The 18,459-nt window shown below is 68.0% G+C and carries 15 protein-coding genes and 1 CRISPR repeat array; of the genes, 3 read left to right on the forward strand and 12 right to left on the reverse strand.

All coding sequences use genetic code 11. The features are described from left to right. Positions 1-73: 73 nt before the first annotated feature. Entirely contained in the window at positions 74-1,411 is a 1,338-nt protein-coding gene (gene gdhA / locus C3B71_RS14140; protein WP_073331127.1) for an NADP-specific glutamate dehydrogenase, read from the reverse strand. A 220-nt stretch (positions 1,412-1,631) separates the two neighbouring features. Further along, the gene (locus C3B71_RS14145; RefSeq protein WP_073331129.1) at positions 1,632-2,069 is read right to left on the reverse strand and encodes a cupin domain-containing protein; all 438 of its coding nucleotides are present in this window, start codon (positions 2,067-2,069) and stop codon (positions 1,632-1,634) included. A gap of 218 nt (positions 2,070-2,287) precedes the next feature. Between C3B71_RS14145 and C3B71_RS16215 the strand changes: the two genes are divergently transcribed. Next, entirely contained in the window at positions 2,288-2,839 is a 552-nt protein-coding gene (locus C3B71_RS16215; protein ID WP_181574819.1) for a hypothetical protein, read from the forward strand. A 60-nt stretch (positions 2,840-2,899) separates the two neighbouring features. On the opposite strand, the gene C3B71_RS14155 is transcribed toward C3B71_RS16215, so the two are convergent. From C3B71_RS14155 to C3B71_RS14180, 6 genes are all read right to left on the reverse strand, one after another. Then, a complete protein-coding gene (locus C3B71_RS14155) occupies positions 2,900-3,325 on the reverse strand; it encodes a type II toxin-antitoxin system VapC family toxin (protein ID WP_073331135.1) in 426 nt (141 codons plus the stop codon). Beyond that, on the reverse strand, positions 3,322-3,561 hold the full coding sequence (locus C3B71_RS14160) for an AbrB/MazE/SpoVT family DNA-binding domain-containing protein (protein WP_073331139.1): 240 nt from the start codon (positions 3,559-3,561) through the stop codon (positions 3,322-3,324). The genes C3B71_RS14155 and C3B71_RS14160 overlap by 4 nt, the downstream gene beginning before the upstream one ends. Before the next feature lie 91 nt (positions 3,562-3,652). Further along, positions 3,653-5,023, reverse strand: a complete 1,371-nt coding sequence (locus C3B71_RS14165; RefSeq protein ID WP_108968906.1) for a GntP family transporter — start codon at positions 5,021-5,023, stop codon at positions 3,653-3,655. Positions 5,024-5,033: 10 nt separating this feature from the next. Next, positions 5,034-5,921: an NAD(P)-dependent oxidoreductase gene (locus C3B71_RS14170; protein WP_108968908.1), complete on the reverse strand. Its 888-nt coding sequence runs from the start codon at positions 5,919-5,921 to the stop codon at positions 5,034-5,036. Between the two features lie 91 nt (positions 5,922-6,012). Beyond that, complete coding sequence (locus C3B71_RS14175) at positions 6,013-7,431, reverse strand: four-carbon acid sugar kinase family protein (RefSeq protein ID WP_108968911.1); 1,419 nt, start codon at positions 7,429-7,431, stop codon at positions 6,013-6,015. Positions 7,432-7,526: 95 nt separating this feature from the next. Beyond that, complete coding sequence (locus C3B71_RS14180) at positions 7,527-8,219, reverse strand: FadR/GntR family transcriptional regulator (RefSeq protein WP_108968913.1); 693 nt, start codon at positions 8,217-8,219, stop codon at positions 7,527-7,529. Between the two features lie 275 nt (positions 8,220-8,494). Between C3B71_RS14180 and C3B71_RS14185 the strand changes: the two genes are divergently transcribed. Next, positions 8,495-8,914 (forward strand): type II toxin-antitoxin system VapC family toxin, encoded by a 420-nt coding sequence (locus tag C3B71_RS14185; RefSeq protein WP_108968915.1) that lies wholly within the window; start codon positions 8,495-8,497, stop codon positions 8,912-8,914. A 204-nt stretch (positions 8,915-9,118) separates the two neighbouring features. Here the strand turns inward: C3B71_RS14185 and C3B71_RS14190 are convergent, their stop codons facing one another. From C3B71_RS14190 to C3B71_RS14210, 4 genes are all read right to left on the reverse strand, one after another. Further along, a complete protein-coding gene (locus C3B71_RS14190; protein ID WP_108968917.1) occupies positions 9,119-9,928 on the reverse strand; it encodes a class I SAM-dependent methyltransferase in 810 nt (269 codons plus the stop codon). Between the two features lie 209 nt (positions 9,929-10,137). Next, a CRISPR array of direct repeats spans positions 10,138-11,050; the repeat unit is 37 nt; unit sequence GTCTTAATGCACCTTAAGGTGCGAGGTGCTTCCTGAC. A gap of 524 nt (positions 11,051-11,574) precedes the next feature. Continuing rightward, positions 11,575-13,956, reverse strand: a complete 2,382-nt coding sequence (purL, locus tag C3B71_RS14200) for a phosphoribosylformylglycinamidine synthase subunit PurL (protein WP_108968922.1) — start codon at positions 13,954-13,956, stop codon at positions 11,575-11,577. 1,427 nt (positions 13,957-15,383) lie between these two features. Beyond that, positions 15,384-15,779, reverse strand: a complete 396-nt coding sequence (locus tag C3B71_RS14205; protein ID WP_234415941.1) for a 2'-5' RNA ligase family protein — start codon at positions 15,777-15,779, stop codon at positions 15,384-15,386. Positions 15,780-15,868: 89 nt separating this feature from the next. Beyond that, positions 15,869-16,351, reverse strand: coding sequence for a TM2 domain-containing protein (locus C3B71_RS14210; protein WP_108968924.1), 483 nt, complete (start codon positions 16,349-16,351; stop codon positions 15,869-15,871). 221 nt (positions 16,352-16,572) lie between these two features. On the opposite strand from C3B71_RS14210, the gene C3B71_RS14215 reads away from it, so the two are divergent. After that, positions 16,573-17,991 (forward strand): glycosyltransferase, encoded by a 1,419-nt coding sequence (locus C3B71_RS14215; protein WP_108968926.1) that lies wholly within the window; start codon positions 16,573-16,575, stop codon positions 17,989-17,991. The last annotated feature ends 468 nt before the right edge of the window (positions 17,992-18,459 follow it).

An 18,459-nucleotide genomic window follows, 5' to 3' on the forward strand; every position in this document is an offset into this window, starting at 1 on the left:
GTAACCGCATCCGCGCTACGCATCGGCCGATCGGCTAGGCCGATTGGCTACCCCCGTCTTTCGGATCATCGGATCAGACGATGCCGTGGGCGATCATGACGTCGGCCACGCGGGTGAAGCCGGCGGCGTTGGCGCCCAGGACGTAGTCGCCGGGGCGGCCGTAGGTCTCGGCGGCCTCGACGCAAGAGTCGTGGATGTCGGCCATGATGCCGGTGAGCTTGGCCTCCGCGGTGGCGAAGTCCCAGCGGGTGCGGCCGGCGTTCTGCTCCATCTCCAGGGCGGAGGTGGCCACGCCGCCGGCGTTGGAGGCCTTGCCGGGGGCGTAGAGGATGCCGGCCGCCTGGAAGGCCTCGATGGCCTCCGGGGTGGAGGGCATGTTCGCACCCTCGGCGACGACGGCGCAGCCGTTGCGCAGCAGGGTGGCGGCGTTGTCGGCGTCGAGCTCGTTCTGGGTGGCGCAGGGCAGGGCGACGTCGACCGGGACGTCCCAGGGGCGGCCCTCGGTGACCAGGCGGGCGCCGGGGCGCCGGGAGACGTAGTCGGCGACGCGGCCGCGCTCGACCTCCTTGACCTGCTTGAGCAGCTCCAGGTCTACGCCGGCCTCGTCCACGACGTAGCCGGAGGAGTCGGAGAAGGTGATGGGCTTGGCGCCCAGCTGCTGCGCCTTCTCGATGGCGTAGATGGCGACGTTTCCGGCGCCGGAGACGGCGACCGTCTTGCCCTCCAGGGAGTCGCCCTTGGTGGCCAGCATGGACTGGGCGAACAGGACCGTGCCGTAGCCGGTGGCCTCGGTGCGCACCAGGGAGCCGCCCCAGGCCAGACCCTTGCCGGTCAGAACGCCGGCGTCGTAGCTGTTGCGCAGGCGCTTGTACTGACCGAAGAGGTAGCCGATCTCACGGCCGCCCACGCCGATGTCACCGGCGGGCACGTCCACGCTCGGGCCGATGTGGCGGGACAGCTCGGTCATGAAGGACTGGCAGAACCGCATGACCTCGGCGTCGGACTTGCCGTGCGGGTCGAAGTCGGAGCCGCCCTTGCCGCCGCCGATGCCCTGGCCGGTGAGCGCGTTCTTGAAGATCTGCTCGAAGCCGAGGAACTTGATGATGCCGGCGTTGACGCTCGGGTGGAAGCGCAGGCCCCCCTTGTAGGGACCGAGCGCCGAGTTGAACTCGATGCGGAAACCGCGGTTGACGTGGACCTCACCGGCGTCGTCGACCCACGGCACCCGGAACATGATCTGCCGCTCGGGCTCCACAATGCGCTCCAGCAGCGCATTCTCGGCGTAGTGGGGGTGCTTGGCGATTACCGGGCCGAGCGACTCCAGCACCTCGCGGACGGCCTGGTGGAACTCGGCCTCCCCGCGGTTGCGAGCCACAACCTGCTCATAAACCTTCTCAACGACGTCCTGCATGGGGAACTCCTTCACCTGTCACCTGGCAGCGGCGCGTGCCGATTTCCCATCAGCGTCGCGTGACTGCGATTACGGCGCAGGAGCACGTCTTTGAGCAGGCGGGCATCCCGCGCTGGGCTAAACACTCCCACCTCGCCGGTAACTGAGACGAAACATCTCATGTTTCGACCGTAGGCTGCGGAGAGGGAGGGAGCGGCGACCGCCAACGCGGGAGCGCCACTCACAGAGCAGCGTAAGCGACGTCGTCGACGGGCTCGAGCCACTCGTTGGAGGTGTTCTCCCCGGGAACCGCGAGCGCGATGTGGGAGAACCAGGAGTCGGCCTTGGCACCGTGCCAGTGCTTGACGCCGGCGCGGATGAACACCACCGATCCGGGCTCGAGGGAGACGGGCTCCTCGCCCTCCGCCTGGTACCAGCCGGAGCCGGCGGTGCAGATGAGCACCTGGCCACCGCCGGAGGTGGCGTGGTGAATGTGCCAGTTGTTGCGGCAGCCGGGCGAGAAGGTGACGTTGTGGACGCCGACGGCGCACTCGGGGTCGTCGACGAGGTTGTTCAGGTAGCTGTCGCCGATGAAGTACTGGGCGAAGGCGGTGTTCAGCTCGCCCTTACCGAAGACGTTCTCGGCGGCGAAGACGGATTCGTCGGTGGTGGCGGTCATGGTGGTTCCTCTCCCGCGGCCCGGACGGCCGCGCAGCCTCAGGCTAGGAGCGCCGCCCGGCCGCAGCCAGGCACCGACCGGGCCCCCATGCGCCGTCCCACCGCACTCTGGGAGCGCGCCGAGGTCGGCAGAAGTCTCGTGCCGAGGCCGGTCGAGGCGGCGGCAGCATTCGGTCCGTCTACGCCGCCTCCAGCACCGCCAACTGGCATGATCCAGGTATGAGCGCCACTGACTCTTCCGGGTCCGCCCCCTCTGACTCCAGGCCCTCCTCGTCCAGCCGCGGCCGCGCCGATAGCAAGCGGCGGAGTGCTCCGCCGGTTGATTCGATCCTGCTGCAAGCACCGACCCGACTTCCACGACGTCGCCGGACCGAGTGGTGGACGGTCGCCGCATGGTCCCTCGCGCTGCTACTGCAGATAGCCCTACGCCTTGACGAGGAGTTCTCCGACAGTTCTGACCGGGTGAGCCAAATGACGGAGGCATATTCGAACTCGACCATCCTCCTGTGCATCCTCGGCCTCATCTCCTGCCTAGTCCTCCTGAGCACGGAATCACTGCGCGCCGCCATTTGGGGAACGACCTTGGCCGCCGTCACGCTCACCGCCTCGCTAGTTACCTGGACGATCCTGTATGGATTGTGGCCGATTGAATACGTCTGGTGGACGCGCGGATGGGTTGTCAATTTCGTGTTCGGCATCGTCCTCGTCCGCGCCATCCGCGACCTCGCCGCAAACATCAATGAAAGCTTCGGTCACCGGTACGAGGTGTAATCACGCCCGCCGACCGCAGTCGACGCACCGCCGTCGACGCAGAGGCCACCACCTGGCGCGCTATCCGGCCGTGACTGCCTCGACGGCGACTCCGACCGCTTCATATGTCCCCCTCGCGCGCGCGTCCCGTGTGGCGAGCACCGCGCCATTCTCCAACGCCGCGAGAGCGACCAGACCGTCGTAGACGGCACCGCCGGCGATTCCAAGGCCGGCCAATCGCCGGTGTGCCGTGATCGCCGAATTCGCAGAAAGGGCGAGTACCTCTGGGAAACGGTCGTCGATAAGCGCAACCGCGTCTTCGGCGGACACGCGCGCGTCTCCGGGGAGCCGCGTCAGCACCGCATAGGTCTCCGCCAGGGCGTGCCCGCTGAGACTCAGCCGCCTCCCCCTCGCCCAGTCACGCACCGGGCGATGTGCCTCATGGGAGGCGACCAGCAGAGGAATGGCAACACTCGTGTCGACGGCTAGGCGCGGCGCGGCGTTCACCTTCTGCCACCATCGATCAGTGCGAACATCACGTCATCGGTGACTGGGGTCTGCGAAGTGGCGACCAGGTGCCCATCCTCACCACGCTCCACTCGGGCAGTACGCCCACCCGGGGTCAGCTGCACGCCGCCTCCATAGGGGGACACATCCACCTTCGTTCCCGGCAGCAATCCAAGCGACTCCCGCAGGCTCTTCGGCAGGAGGATGCGTCCGCCCGAATCGATCGTCAGCTCCATGGGATGAGATTACCATCGCAGTCCCATTTCGCTGAGGGGCGCTCGCACGGACGCGGCAGGGCCGGGACCGGGCCCAGGAGGGGCGCCGGAGTCAGGCGATCAGCCAGACGACGCCGGTGAGCAGGAAGCCGGTGAGTCCGCCGACGGTCGACAGCAGGGTCCACTTCTTGATCCCGTCCTTGACGGACAGGCCCATGTACTTGGTGACGATCCAGAAGCCAGAGTCGTTGATGTGGGAGAAGCCCAGGGCGCCGAAGCCGATCGCCATCTGAATCAGCACCACCTGCAGGGCCGAGTAGCCGCCGCTGGCAATCGCGTCCGCCAGCAGCCCTGCCGTGGTCAGGATCGCCACCGTCGCCGAGCCCTGCGAGGCCCGCAGCGCTGCCGAAATGACGAAGGCGGTCAAGAGGATCGGCAGGTGCGCGGTCACCAGGGCCTGCGCCAGCGCATCGCCGATACCGCTGGCCACCAACACGCCGGCGAACACTCCCCCGGCGCCGGTGACGAACACAATGGTGGCCACATCGGGCAGTGCGGAGTCGAGGATCTTGCCGCGCTGCTCCAAGGACCACCCCTGCTGCTGGCCGACGATGAAGTAGGCCAGCAGCACGGCGGTCAGCAGCGCCGTCGTCGAAGAGCCGATGAATCCGAGCACCGCGTGGGCGGAGGACTCCTCATCCACCAGCATCTGCCCGACGGTGCCCACCATGATCTGCACAATCGGCTCGAGAATCAGGAAGACGACCGTTCCGGGGCCGGTGGCGTGCGCCCGGGGCACCGCGCCGCCGGGCGTATAGGTGGACTCGGCGGCCTCCGTGGCGCTGCCGAGCGGCGTCGGGCCGACCGGAACCGCCTCCAGGCCCAGTCGCGTGGAGGCGAAGTAGACCACGACCGCCACCAACGCGCACACGGGCAGGGCCAGCAGCATCAGCAAACCGACGTCAACCTCGAGCGTGGCCGCCGAGGCGACCGGCCCCGGATGAGGCGGGATGACCACGTGCAGGGCGAGCATCGTCGCCGCCACCGGCAGGCCGATCTTGAGCGGGTTGATCTTCGCAATGTAGGCGAAGCCGAAGACGATCGGCGCCAGGATGATGAAGCCGACGTCAAAGAAGATCGGGATGCCGAGGATGAAGGCGGCCGCGACGACGGCCGCGACCACGCGCTCACGCCCCAGTATGCGGGTGAAGCGCTCGGCCAGGACCTCCGCGCCGCCGGCGGCCTCAATGACCCGGCCCAGCATCGCCCCCAGGCCGACGACCATGGCCACGGACCCGAGGGTCTTGCCCATGCCGTCGATCATCGTCTGGACTACGTCCCCGATCGGGATGCGCGCGGCCAGCGCGAGCACCATGGACACCAGGATCATGGCCACGAAGGCACTCATTTTGGCCTTGATGACCAGTACCAGCAGAACGGCTATCGCCGCTACCGCCAGTAACAGCAGGACGGTGGTGGACATGGTCCCGCCCTCAGTCCTGCTCGGGCGCGATCACGGTGATGACCGTGGAGTCGTCCTGCGCTCCCAGGCCGCGCCGCGCCCCCTGCAGGTACAACTGCTCGGCGGCGGCCGCCACCGGGGTGGACAACCCGACCGACTTGGCGGCGGCCGTAACGATGCCCATGTCCTTGACGAAGATGTCGAGCCGGGAACGCACCTCGGGCCCGTCCTCGTCGTAGGCCTGCAGCATGCGCGGCCCACGGTCGCCGAGCATGAAGGACTCCGCCGCGCCGGCCATGAGCGCCTTCAGCGCGGCCTCCACATCCAGGCCGAGGGCCTGGGCCAGCGCCAGTGCCTCACCGGCGGCGGCGATGTGCACGCCGCACAGCAGCTGGTTCACGGTCTTCATGGACTGGCCGTAGCCGGGTTCGTCGCCCACGCGCACCAGGGTGGAGGACATCGCCTCGAGCACATCCTCGGTCGCCGCCCAGGCCTCGTCATCGGCGCCGACGACGACGAGCAGGTCACCGTCTCCGGCGCGTACCGGTCCGCCGGAAACGGGGGCGTCCACCAGCAGCAGGCCCATGTCCCGCAGCCGACCGGCGACGGCCTCCACGCCGGCCCCGCCCACCGTGGAGGTGAGCAGGACCGCGGCGCCGGGGCGCATGGCGGCGGCGATGCCGTCCTGGCCGAACAGCAGTTCCTCCAGCTGCGCCTGGTTGCGGACGGCGACCAGCACGACGTCGGCGTCGGCTACGGCCTCGGCTGCCGAGGTCGCGGGCACGATCCCGGCCTGCTGAGCGAGGGCCAGTCGTTCGGCCGAGATGTCGAAGCCGCGGACGGTGAAAGTCTGGGAGAGGTTGGTGGCCATGGGCAGACCCATGGCGCCTAGTCCCAGGACGGCAACGGTGGTGGTCATGATGAGATCTCCTTTGATCGGTTGTGGGGCAACTGCCCCGGGTGTTGATGGGAAATGGTGAGGTGTGCAGCGCCGCCGCCCGGCGAGGCGATCAGGCGTTGAGGGTGCTCACGACGGCGGTGAGTGAGCTCTCGTCGCCGACGTTGCCGGCGAACACGATGTAGGGGACGCCCGCGGCGGGGCCGTCCTGCGGCTCCCACAGGGAGACGATGCCGGGCAGCATGGGACCGCGGACCAGCGCCCTACGCATGCCCAGGCCGCGGGAGGCGACGTCGGAGGAGGTGATGCCGCCCTTGGCGATGACGAAGCGGGGGCAGCGGGCGGCGACAATGCGCTGGACGATTTCGACGACGGCGGCCGAGACGCGGCGGGCGAATTCGAGGGACTCCTCCGCGTCTCGTCCGGCCACGAAGGCGCCGCCGCGGCGGACCACCACGTTGCCCTCACGCAGCGCGGCGGCGGCCTGTTCAGCAACCTGTTCGACGTGGGCGTCGCGCCGGTCCGGGTCGAGCACGGTGGGGACGTCGATGACGACTTCGGGCGTGCCGGTGGCCTCGCGCAATGCGTCGACCTGGCGCCCGGTCAGGCCCACGTGCGAGCCCACCACGATCAGGCCTCCGGCGGCGTCGGAGGCGGGGGCGAAGTCGGCCGGGCGGGCCTGCTCGGGAGTGAGCGGCGCATGCGGCACCTGCCCGATGCGTGCCCGGACGAAGGGCGGGCCGACGCGGTAGACGAGGTTCGCGCCGGCCGCCTCCGCCCGCTGGAGGGCGCGGGCGAGCAGCAGCAGGTCGTTCTCCTCCACGCAGTCGACGGCGATCGGCGTGCGGTTGTGCACGGAGGTGAGCCGGTCGACGACGGCGTCCTCATCGGTGCGTAGCATCTCCAGGTCGATGACGACGACGTCCTGCGCCCGGGTGACGCCGGCGGTCTTCTCCTCGACCCACTCGGGCAGGTAGGAGGCCCGGTAACCGAAGGTCTTGTCGGCGGCGAACTCGGTGTCTCCGACGGGCACGAAACCGGTCTGCGCATTGCCCGCGTAGTGGGTGCCGTGCACGGTGATGCGTCCGGCGTCGGGGAAGGCCGGGGACAGGATGACGCCGTCCACCTTGGTGCCGGCGCGTTCCAGCAGGTTGGCGATGGTGTCGGGCTCCAGCGGGAAGTGGCCGCGCAGTGTGGAGTCGGAGCGGGACACGAAGGCGATCTCCCTGCCGACGGAGTTGGCTGCAGCCAGGGCATTAGTGACGACCTCGGTGTTGACGCGGGCGGCCTCGGCTGGGTCGAGGCTGCGCGAGTTTGTCATTACGTAAACGGCGCTGGCGCCGGTGGCGAGGGCCCACGCCAGGTCCTCGACCTCCCAGCCGGTTACCACCGGCAGGTCGGCGACCGACTGGGTGCCAGTGGGGTCGTCGTCGAGGACGACCAGCGCCCTGGTCAGGGCGGCGGATACTTGTGCCGGGTCCACGGCCGGGCCAGCGGGGATGCCGGCGGTGAGCTCGTCCAGCGTCTTCATGAGTGCACTCCTTTGTGACTGATGTTTTCGGATATGAGGTTGTCGGCGTCGTCCGGATTGCCGGCCTCAGGCCGCGCGCCGGCACGGCGGAGCGGTCAGGTGGTGTATTCCAGAAGGTCGTTGGTGGTCTGATCCATGTGGGCGCGCATGGCCGCCTTGGCGGCGTCCGGGGAGCCGAGGCGCAGGGCCAGGAGGATGCGCTCGTGCTGGGCGATGGCGTGGGCGCGCACCTCGTGGTGGGCGGAGGTGACCCGCCGCGCAGTCATCAGCTCCTGCCGCAGGGGTGCGAAGGTGGCGTGAATGAAGAGGTTGCCGGTGGCCTCGATGATGTGGTCGTGGAAGGCGAGGTCCGCGGCGGTGGCGGCCTCGACGTCGTCGGCGGCGTCCGCGGCCTTGAGGGCCGCGATGGTTGCCTCCATTTCGCTCAGCCGCTCGGGGGTGATGCGGGCGGCGGCGATGCCGGCGCTGCCGACCTCGATCATGCGCCGCACCTCGAGCAGGGCCAGCCCGATCTCGCGCTCCGAGCCTTCGTGGCGGGCGAGGGCGACCAGGCTGGCCAGGTCCTGCCAGTCGGCGGGATCGTTGACGTAGGTGCCCGATCCCTGGCGGGCCGAGAGGACTCCCCGCGTGATCAGGACCCGGGTGGCCTCGCGCGCGGTGAGCCGGGAGACGGACAAGACGGCGGCGAGCGCCTCCTCCCCCGGTAGAGCCGAGCCCACGGCATAGGTGCCGTCCACGACGCGGCGCAGCAGCTCGGCGACTGCGGTGTCGATGCGCGACGGGGCCATGCAAACTCAACTCCTCTGAGGACTTGAGCACGAGCGTACGCTTCCGGGCGCCGGCTCGCAAGGGCAGTTACGGCTTGAATCGACAAATCACCCCGCCTGGCGAGGGGCGAGCGAGCCACACACGCGCCACAATCCTCAGAGGACTAGCGCAGCATCCGCGCGTCCCGGACATGGGCCGAGGCCCCCACGCCTTGGCCGTCCCACCCGGGCGGTCCGGCATACACGAGCGCGGAGGCGGACGCCCTGCTCGCCGAGCAGCGCAGGGACCACTGACCATGCCCGCTCAAGTGGTTTATCTCGATTCGTCGGTGGCCCTGCGCACGATCCTGGATGCGCCCGAGCGGAAGCGGGTGCAGGCCTGGATGCAATCACCGGGTATGACGCTCGTCTCCTCGCGCCTGCTGCGCACGGAGGTGATCCGCGTCCTGCGTAGAGAGAACCGACCGCTACGCGACGGGCTTCCGCTGCTCGACCGCGTGGGTCTGATCGACATCACGCGTCAGGTGCATACGGTGGCCGAATCCATTGAGAGGCACGTCAAGACCCTGGATGCTCTGCATCTGGCGACCGCTCTTGTCCTGGGTGAAACGAGTGCCGTCGCCACTCACGACGCCACAATGAAGACCGTTGCCGAGAATCTCGGGCTGAGCGTGATCGACCCGGTCGAATGTCCGTCCTCCCCGAATTCGGCGTGACCAGCACACCACCCGCCAGCCCACCAGCACCCGCCGAGGCGAAGAGCCGTCATAGAGGATGTCGAGTCCGCGCAGGCCCCGTTGGCGCCGGCGAGGAGACTCATTGAGTCGGGGGCATGGCAGTGGTAGCTCGCGGAGAGCCTGGTGGCTCCGCTTCGGCGCGCCGCCCGTGGCCGAAACCGGGGGCAACGCGTCCTACGCGCCTCAGCGGACGAAATCGGCCACAACCTCGTATAGGGAGCGGTGCTCACGCAGGTCCTCCAACGCCTGCATGACGGCGGCGGGCAGATCGGCGTCGTCGGGCAGATAGGACAGCAGCCCGTAATCCGCCCTTACCGTTCCCACTGCCCGGGACCAGCGCAGCGGGGCCAGCGGATCCTCAACCCGGTAGGGCATGGGTGCGTCGGCGACGCCCGCGTCATGTACAGCCTGCTCGCTCGCCGCGACCAGATCGGGCGATTCAGCGTCATAAACGATTCCGCCACCGGGGAAGCGGTGCGACAGCTCGTCGACCAGCCGCCGCACGTCCTCCTCCGCGAAGAAGTAGACCACGCCAGAGGCGACGGCGATCATTCCGGCGTCGGCGTCGACGTCTGCCATCCAGTCGGTGTCCGTCAGAGAGGCGGGCAGTTCCCTCTCACGTGGGTGAGGTGGTAGCCACTCACGCCGCAGGCTCATGACTTCCGGCAAGTCCAGGCAATAGACGCGCGCCGCAGGGGCGTCCAAACCGTCGACGAGTCGGTCCATTCCGCAGCCCAGGTCGACGACGGCGGCGCCGGGGTGGTCCCGAAGGTACCTGCGCACCTCAGTTACCGCAGCCCGATGCCGCAGGGCGTAGATGGCTGCGGGGACGTCACCCAGGTCCGCTGCCGCTAGTTCGGGCATGCGCCCTGTCATTCTTTGGGCGAGGTCCTGGGCCCAGGCGTCCTGAAAGCAGTGCGGCCACAGGCGTGCCGCACGCGCTCTACCGAGCAGTGGAGTGAACAGGGTCCGCTGAACCGCCTGACTAAGCAGGCACTAACCATAGTGCCGATCCGAGGCCGACGGTCCCCACACGCCCCGCCCGCGCCTAATGCACCTTGAGGTGCGAGGTGCTTCCTGACAAGAGGAGGCGGGTGGCCTGCCCGCAGCGCGTTGCGCGCCAAGAGTGGGCTGGCTCCCGCCTCGCCTCAGATTCTACCGGTCTTTGGTGTGGCGTGTCATGCGCCCGGCATGGTCGATGAGTCTTAATGCACCTGAAGGTGCGAGGTGCTTCCTGACGGTTCGCTCACTCCGCCCCGGAGGGGAGTCCCCTATGACGTCTTAATGCACCTTAAGGTGCGAGGTGCTTCCTGACTCCACACTCATCACTCTACGTCTCACTCACATGGTCTTAATGCACCTTAAGGTGCGAGGTGCTTCCTGACCGGGGGAAATGGAGCTTCTTCGCCGCGAGGCGGAGGTCTTAATGCACCTTAAGGTGCGAGGTGCTTCCTGACGCCGCACTGATGAAGCTGGTGCGCGAGGCCGGATCTGTCTTAATGCACCTTAAGGTGCGAGGTGCTTCCTGACAGCATATGGCGGTCCGGCGAGGCTTACATTCTAATGTCTTAATGCACCTTAAGGTGCGAGGTGCTTCCTGACCCGCCCAAGGAGGAGGATGACAATGCCGGCCAGGTTGGTCTTAATGCACCTTAAGGTGCGAGGTGCTTCCTGACCCACCGAGGACGCCACTGTTGCCGAGGCGTCTGAGCGTCTTAATGCACCTTGAGGTGCGAGGTGCTTCCTGACTGAGAGGAGACTACCGATGACCATTGAGAGTATTCTGTCTTAATGCACCTTGAGGTGCGAGGTGCTTCCTGACCTATGGCAGGCAGCGCTGAACGCCGAGCTGAAGTCAGTCTTAATGCACCTTAAGGTGCGAGGTGCTTCCTGACCGGCCAGCAGTGGCAGGACTTGCTCCATGAGCTTGTGTCTTAATGCACCTTAAGGTGCGAGGTGCTTCCTGACAGAGAGGAAGATGAGTCATGCGCATCCCCAGTTTTGGTCTTAATGCACCTTAAGGTGCGAGGTGCTTCCTGACGCCCGACTTCACGAAACGGTACAGCAAGCCATCGACAGTCTTAATGCACCTTAAGGTGCGAGGTGCTTCCTGACCCCTACCCCTGGAAACCGCGTCATACCGCCACTTCCAGAGGCGAGATCGCCACCGACCCCGCAAGCACCCCACGGGACCGACTGGCACCAGGCCAAAACTACCACCTTTCGTTGAAAACAAGCCAAGCGCCACCGACACCCCTCCAAACCCCTCCAGCCACCAACTTTCAACGAAGTCATGCGGAAAAGTCAGGGTCAAAATGCACCAATCTTTGTACCGTAGACCGAATTGTGACCATCTGGCGAGTACCACGCCAACCCCACACGTCCCAACAACCCCACACACCATACCCGCCACCGTTGCCCGACACCGCGAACACCCCGCCATGCACCACCGCGGGGGCACTCACCTCCGCACCAGACATCTACTACGCCGCTTCACCGTTAACAACGCCAGTTAACGGTCTGCTGAAGGCCTCTGAGCCATTCAGCAGACCCCTAAGTGGCGTAGTAAACCCCGAACAGGCGTAACAGACCGCGAGCCCGCGTTCTAAACGCCCTCCCTAAACGCCCCCTGGGCGACCTCAGTCGAACAGCGCTGGCAGAGTCGCCTGCACCCCCGCGCGCAGCTCATCCAGGTCCAGCACGAGCGGGCGGCCGGAGCCGCCGTCGGCCAACAGATCGGTACCGGTGACGGCGAGCATGTCCCCGCCGGTGGTGCCCAGGCGCCCCCAAGTCACGCCCTCGGCCTCAGCGGCCGCCGCCACCGCGGGAAGGGCGCCCTCCGGCACCGCCACCAGGGCGCGGGCGCCGGACTCGGACAGCAGAGCGGTGAAGTCGTCGACGTCGCCAGGCAGGGCGGCCAGGTCGATGGCCGCCCCCACACCGAAACGCAAGCAAGCGTCAACCAGACTCTGCGCCAGCCCGCCGGCGGACAGATCGTGGGCGGCGCGCACCAGCCGGGACCCGTCGGGCAGGTCCACCTCGCTCAAGGCCACCAGCACCCGCCCGAGGGCGGCCTCCGCCTCCAGGTCCACCTGCGGCGGCAGACCGCCCAGGTGGTCGTGCACCACGCGGGTCCAGGTCGAGCCGTCCAGCTCGTCGCGGGTCTCGCCCAGAGCAATGATGGCCAGGCCCTCCTCCTGCCAGCCCGACGGGTTGGCCCGGCGCACGTCGCCCATCACGCCGAGCACACCCACCACCGGGGTGGGGTTGATGGAGGAATCGGGCAGTCCCTTGACCTTGCCGTGGGAGTTGTACAGGGAGACGTTCCCGCCTGTGACGGGAACACCCAGCTCGCGGCAGGCGTCGGCCAGGCCGGTGATCGCCTCCACCAGCTGCCACATCGCATCGGGGTCCTCCGGGGAGCCGAAGTTGAGGCAGTCGGTGACGGCCAGCGGGCGGGCGCCCACGGTGCATACGTTGCGGTAGGACTCGGCCAGCGCCTGGGCGGCACCGGTGGCCGGATCGAGCTTGGTGAAGCGACCATTGGCGTCGGTGGCGATCACAACCCCGCGGCCGGTGGCCTCATCCACGCGAATGACACCGGCGTCGTCGGGCTGGGCCAGGGCGGTGGCGCCGCGCACGAAGCGGTCGTACTGGTCGGTAACCCAGGCCGCAGAGGCCTGGTTGGGGCTGGTGACGACGGCACGCACCTGCTCCGCCAGCTCGGCGACCGTCTCGGGCCGGGCCAGTGCGTCGGAGGTGTCGGCGTTCAGGGCGTCCTGCCAGGCCGGGCGGGCGTAGGGGCGGTCGTAGGTGGGGCCCTCGTGGGCGACCGTGCGCGGGTCGACGTCCACGATCCGCTCCCCGAAGTGGTCGATGGTGAGCCGCCCGGAACCATTGACCTCACCAATCACGGAGGCCTCGACGTCCCACTTGTCGATCACCGCCATGAAGTCGTCGAGCTTGTCCGGGGCGACGACGGCCATCATCCGCTCCTGGGACTCGCTCATGAGGATCTCCCCGGCCGTGAGGGTGGGGTCGCGCAGCAGCACGTTCTCCAGGTCCACGTGCATGCCGCCGTCGCCGTTGGAGGCCAGCTCGCTCGTGGCGCAGGAGATGCCGGCGGCGCCGAGGTCCTGAATGCCGAGCACCAGGTCGGAGGCGAACAGGTCCAGGCAGCACTCGATCAGGACCTTCTCCATGAAGGGGTCGCCCACCTGCACGCTCGGCCGCTTGGCGGGCATGCCGTCCTCGAAGGACTCCGAGGCGAGGATGGAGGCACCGCCGATGCCGTCACCGCCGGTGCGGGCGCCGAACAGGACCACCTGGTTGCCCGCGCCGGAGGCGTTGGCCAGGTGGATGTCCTCGTGCCGCAGCACGCCCACGCACAGGGCGTTGACGAGCGGGTTCTCCTGATAGGAGGGGTCGAACTCGGTTTCGCCGCCGATGTTGGGCAGGCCCAGGCAGTTGCCGTAGCCGCCCACCCCGGCGACGACGCCGTGCACCACGCGGGCGGTGTCCGGGTGGTCGACGGCGCCGAAGCGCAGCTGGTCCATGACGGCCACGGGCCGGGCACCCATGGAGATGATGTCGCGCACGATCCCGCCGACGCCGGTGGCGGCCCCCTGGTAGGGCTCGACGAAGCTGGGGTGGTTGTGGGACTCGACCTTGTAGGTGACGGCCCAGCCGTCGCCGATGTCGACGACGCCGGCGTTCTCCCCCATACCCACCAACAGGTGCTCACGCATCTCGGGCGTGGTCTTCTCCCCGAACTGGCGCAGGTGGAGCTTGGAGGACTTGTAGGAGCAGTGTTCGGACCACATCACCGAGTACATGGCCAGCTCCGCGGCGGTGGGGCGACGGCCGAGGATGGTCTTGATGGAGTCGTATTCCTCGTCCTTGAGACCGAGTTCGCGGTAGGGCATCGCCTGGTCGGGGGTGGCCGCGGCGTGGGCGACGGTGTCGGGGTGGTCGGCGGGGCGGGCGGGTTCGGTCACGGCGTTGGGCTCGACGGCGGACATGGCTGCTCCTGGGTGGGCGGTGGAACCGGTTAGAGGTTACCCGGCGGGGCGGCCTCGCACCTATTCCCCCTCCGTGTCCGCCTCAACGTTGCGAGACCGCCCCAGGCCCCCTCGCCGAGATCGGTTGACATGACGGTCGAGATCGGTCGTTATGGTGGCTGGTCATCCGCCGTCCAGGTGGTGGTCGGCTGTGCGCCTGTGGGTCGGGTGGGCAAACGTAATGGGCTATTCCTGCTGCCGACGACTGGCGCCGTCGACGAGCTCGGGGACATCGTGAACACGCGTCGGCAGCATCGACACGTGATTTGGCGGGTTGCACGGTTTCTACCCGCGCAAACCGCCAAGATCTCCTGCACCCGAGCTGAACTCGTGTGTCTGAGAGCAACTCGCGCTCTAGGTCCTGTTGTGTAAGTACTTGGGTGGCGGTGTGTGGATGTTGAGCCTGTCAGTTGGACCCCTGTTCCCCCGTTGGACCCCTGTTCCCCCGTTGGACCCCTGTTCCCCGGTTGGACCGCCGTAGCCGCCGGTTACAGCGGTCCAACGGGGCGTGGGCGGTCCAACGGGGCGTGGGCGGTCCAACGGGGCGTGGGCGGTCCAACCGGAGCGGTACAAGACCCACTCGCCCCCTTCGACTGTCGGCAACCAGGCTCCCGACACCGCGGGAACGCCGTACGCGCCTGACTGCGCACAACGATCCTCGCTAAGCACACAACCGGCCCGCCCACAGGCACCCGCGTCGACAACCCGGCTCCGGGACGACGCTCCCAACAGCGCGAGCGAGCTCACGAAGGCGCGAGCGAGCTCCCGAAGGGCGCACGCAGCCCACTCAAACTCGGGCCCCGTAGCCACCAGACACGACCAACTCACCATCCGCCACCAGACCACCACCCACATCGCCAGCACCGCCCCACCACCACAAACGACTTACACAACACGACCTAGAGCCCCGCGGCGGGACGGCCGCGCCAACGGTTATGGGGCGGATGGGGCTGACGCTTCGTACCCCGACCCGACGGTACGTACCTTCCGGTGGACGCTTCGTACCCTCCGGTGACAGTTCGTACCCCTGGGTGCCGAACCGTCGTCGCAGGTGCCGAACCGTCGTCGCAGGTGCCGAACCGTCGTCGCAGGTGCCGAACCGTCGTCGCAGGTGCCGAACCGTCGTCGCAGGTGCCGAAGCGTCGCTGCCAAGTGCCGAACCGCCGTGGAAGCACACGAACCGTCAACACGAGCACCCAAGGACGTCGTCGGGCGAAACAGAGAGTCGGACTGGTAGCCAAAGGCAGGCTGCGCCCGGGCATGGCTGAATGCACGGACGAGGTCCCGGGCGGTAGCCCCATAGCACCGATGAGCGCTCCTGCCATACGTTCCCCAACGCGGTGCGCACGCGTCACGATCTGGACTTCGACAGCGTCGGCTGCTCTGGCTCAAACCGCCCAGTAGTTGCTCATTGAGTCGAAGTGCAGTACGTGCAGACGTTCGGGGGTGAGCATGACGGGCGTGCCCGTGACCCGTGCGGTGAGCTCACCGAGCACGGCGCGCAATGCGTCGGGCGCCAACGGCGTCGGCGCCTCCGGCCGGTAGTAGGCAACGGTGATGTGGGGCGTGAACGGCCCGGACGGGACGATCTCGTCGAACAGGGGGCGAGCCGAAAGCAGCTTGCGATGCTCGCCCTCTTCCACCGCTCTGATCCCGACGACGACGCTCGTGTTCATCAGGTTGAAGACCGCCGTGCACCTGGTGCGGATGGGGCCGATCGTGCGCGCCCTCGCAACCAACTCCGCGGCCTTCACCGCGCCGCCAAAACCCTCCCGGACAGCCACACCGACCGGACTCGAAGGCGGTCACGACCGATCTACGCTCTCCGACAAGGGGTTGGTTATATCGACTGCAACGATGGCGACTTATGCCCCTACTGGAGGCTGCCGTCGTTGGAGACCAGGATCATGATGAACTCGACGAAGGCCCAGATGCTGTTACCAGCGGCGACGAGCGAGCCCAGCAGCATCAGCATCCCGGCGGTGGAAGCTGCGCCGTCCGACACATTGCCGTAGGCATCGACGTTAGTCCCCAGGACCACCCCGCCGATGATGAGCAGCACAATCGCCGCGCCAACCAGGCACAGGTGAATGATGCCGTTGCGGGTCTGGCCCCGGTAGAAGTTGTGGATGCCCAGGGTCCCGAGGAAGAAGGCCAGCACCGCCGCGGCGACCTTCGACTTGGGCTCGACGTATCCGCCCTGCCCATAGGGGTCGCCGTATGCCGGCGCACCGTAACCGGGGGCCGCATAGGCCGGCTGCTGACTGTATGCCTGCTGGCCATAGGGATTGCTCGGCTGCCCACCGCCGTACGCAGGGGGCTGCGGCTGGCCGGGGTTATTGGGGCTCTGGCTCATGACTGTTTCCCTTCAGACGGGTTGGACTGGGCACGGGATGATCGCAGGTCGCACCGGTAACACAGCCATCCCGCGACATGCTCGTTACTCGGCTAGCCTCTCCCCCACACCTCCCGACGCGCAAGCCGGTTCGTACAACTGAGGGTGACGCAACACCTTGAAACGCACGGCGCGCCGTCGAAAGTGCTGCGCATCACACGGCTTTGGGGCAGTATCGGGACATGAGAACCATCGACGTCGCCCCGCTCCCACTGTCGGACCTCGAAAGCCACCTGGATGAGGTCGCCACCCGACGCCTGCGCGACGGCGTGGCCGCGGCCCGTAACCTCCTGGAGGGACGCGCCGTCTGGACCATCACGCCCACGTCCGCCGCAGCGTCGGGGCCTGCGGAGATCGTCGCCCCACTGGTCGGATACGCGCTGGACATCGGCGTGGACGCCCGCTGGCTGGTGCTGGACGCGCCGCGCGAGTTCAACACGATCGCGGCCCGCCTGCACGCCGGCATTCACGGCGACCGCGGCGATGGCGGCAAGCTCGCGGAGAAGCAGCGCGACATCTACGAGCACGTGATCGCCTCCAACGCGGAGAACATCGTCGACGACATTCGCGACGGCGATGTGGTCATCCTGCACGACCCGCCCACGGCTGGCCTGGCCAAGGCGCTGAAGGCGGCCGGCGCCGCCGTCATCTGGCGCTGCCACCTGGGCGCTCAGGACACCGGCGACGCCGGCCAGCGCGCCTGGGCCTTTCTGGACCGCTACCTGGAGGAGGTGGACCTCGTCGTCGTCTCACGCCCCAACTACCGGCCGCCCTTCGTGGAGCCGGAGCGCTGCGTGGTGATTGCCCCCTCGATTAACCCCGACTCCCCCAAGAACCGAGTGCTGGACCTGGACGAGTCCTGGTCGGTGGCGAGGCTGGCGGGCGTGTTCGCCGGCGAGCCGCCCTTCGACGCGGTCGCCTTCGTGCACGAGGACGGGCGCCCCGACGCGCTTCGCGAGTTGCCCACGCTCGCTGGTGCGGGCCTGCCGGTGCCGCAGGGCGTGCGCGTGATCGCGCAGGTGTCCCGCTGGGACCGCCTCAAGGGCGCCAAGGAGCTGATCGACGCCTTCGCGGACAACGTGGCTACGCTGCCGGCCGACGCGCACCTGCTGCTGGTGGGGCCGGACCCGGACCCCGAGCGCGACGCCGAAGCCGCCGCGGTGCTGGGCGAGGTGCTGGACCGCTGGGACCTGCTGCCGGAGTCGGTGGCCTCGCGCGTGCACATCGCCGCCGTGCCCATGCACGACCGGGATGTCAACGCCATGGTGGTCAACGCCGTGCAGCGAGTGGCCGACGTGGTCACCCAGCGCTCCCTGGTGGAGGCCTTCGGGCTGCCGGTGGCGGAGGCCATGTGGAAGAAGGCGCCCGTGGTCGCCTCTGCGGTAGGCGGCATTCAGGACCAGATCGACGACGGCGTCGACGGCGTGCTGGTGGATCCCGCCGACGGCGCCGCGTGGGCACAGGCCGTGGCCGACGTGCTGCGCTTCCCGGAGCGGGCACACGACATGGGGCTGGCAGCGCACGAGTCCGTGCGCCGGGAGTTCCTGCCCGACCGCCACCTGCTGGAATTGGTCGACGCCATCGCCGGCGCCCTGGAGTGAGCAGAAGCACACCGGCGGCGGGGCCGTTCGCAAGACGACGGCGCCGCCGACGTCTGCCCGCGCCCCGCCCCACCGACGGTTATCCACAGAATTGATCCACAGGTTTGTGCACAGACCTGGTGATGCCGAGAATGCCGCCGCTTGGCCTGTGGGCGACCGTCGGAACACCCGCCCCGAGGGCGTGAGACCCGGCGTCCAACTGGGCGCACACCTCGCCGAGCGGCCAGTACCACCGCCACCACCGGCCGGTCAAATCGTTGCAATTACGCGGTTCTACGACGCCGCCTCCGAGAATCGATCGACGCCAATCCGCGCGAGCGCGCCACTTTCACCGCTACTGGCGAGGCCGCCGCGGCTGCACCAACTGCAGCCTGCACGGACATTCATGATCATCCACCCACGCGGCGTGCACAAGAAGTTATCCACAGGCAATGTGGATGCGACCGCGCCTTTGCCGATTCGTTTGCC

Origin of the sequence: Actinomyces sp. Z16, assembly GCF_003111765.1 — a bacterium.
Taxonomy (GTDB): Bacteria; Actinomycetota; Actinomycetes; order Actinomycetales; family Actinomycetaceae; genus Actinomyces; species Actinomyces glycerinitolerans.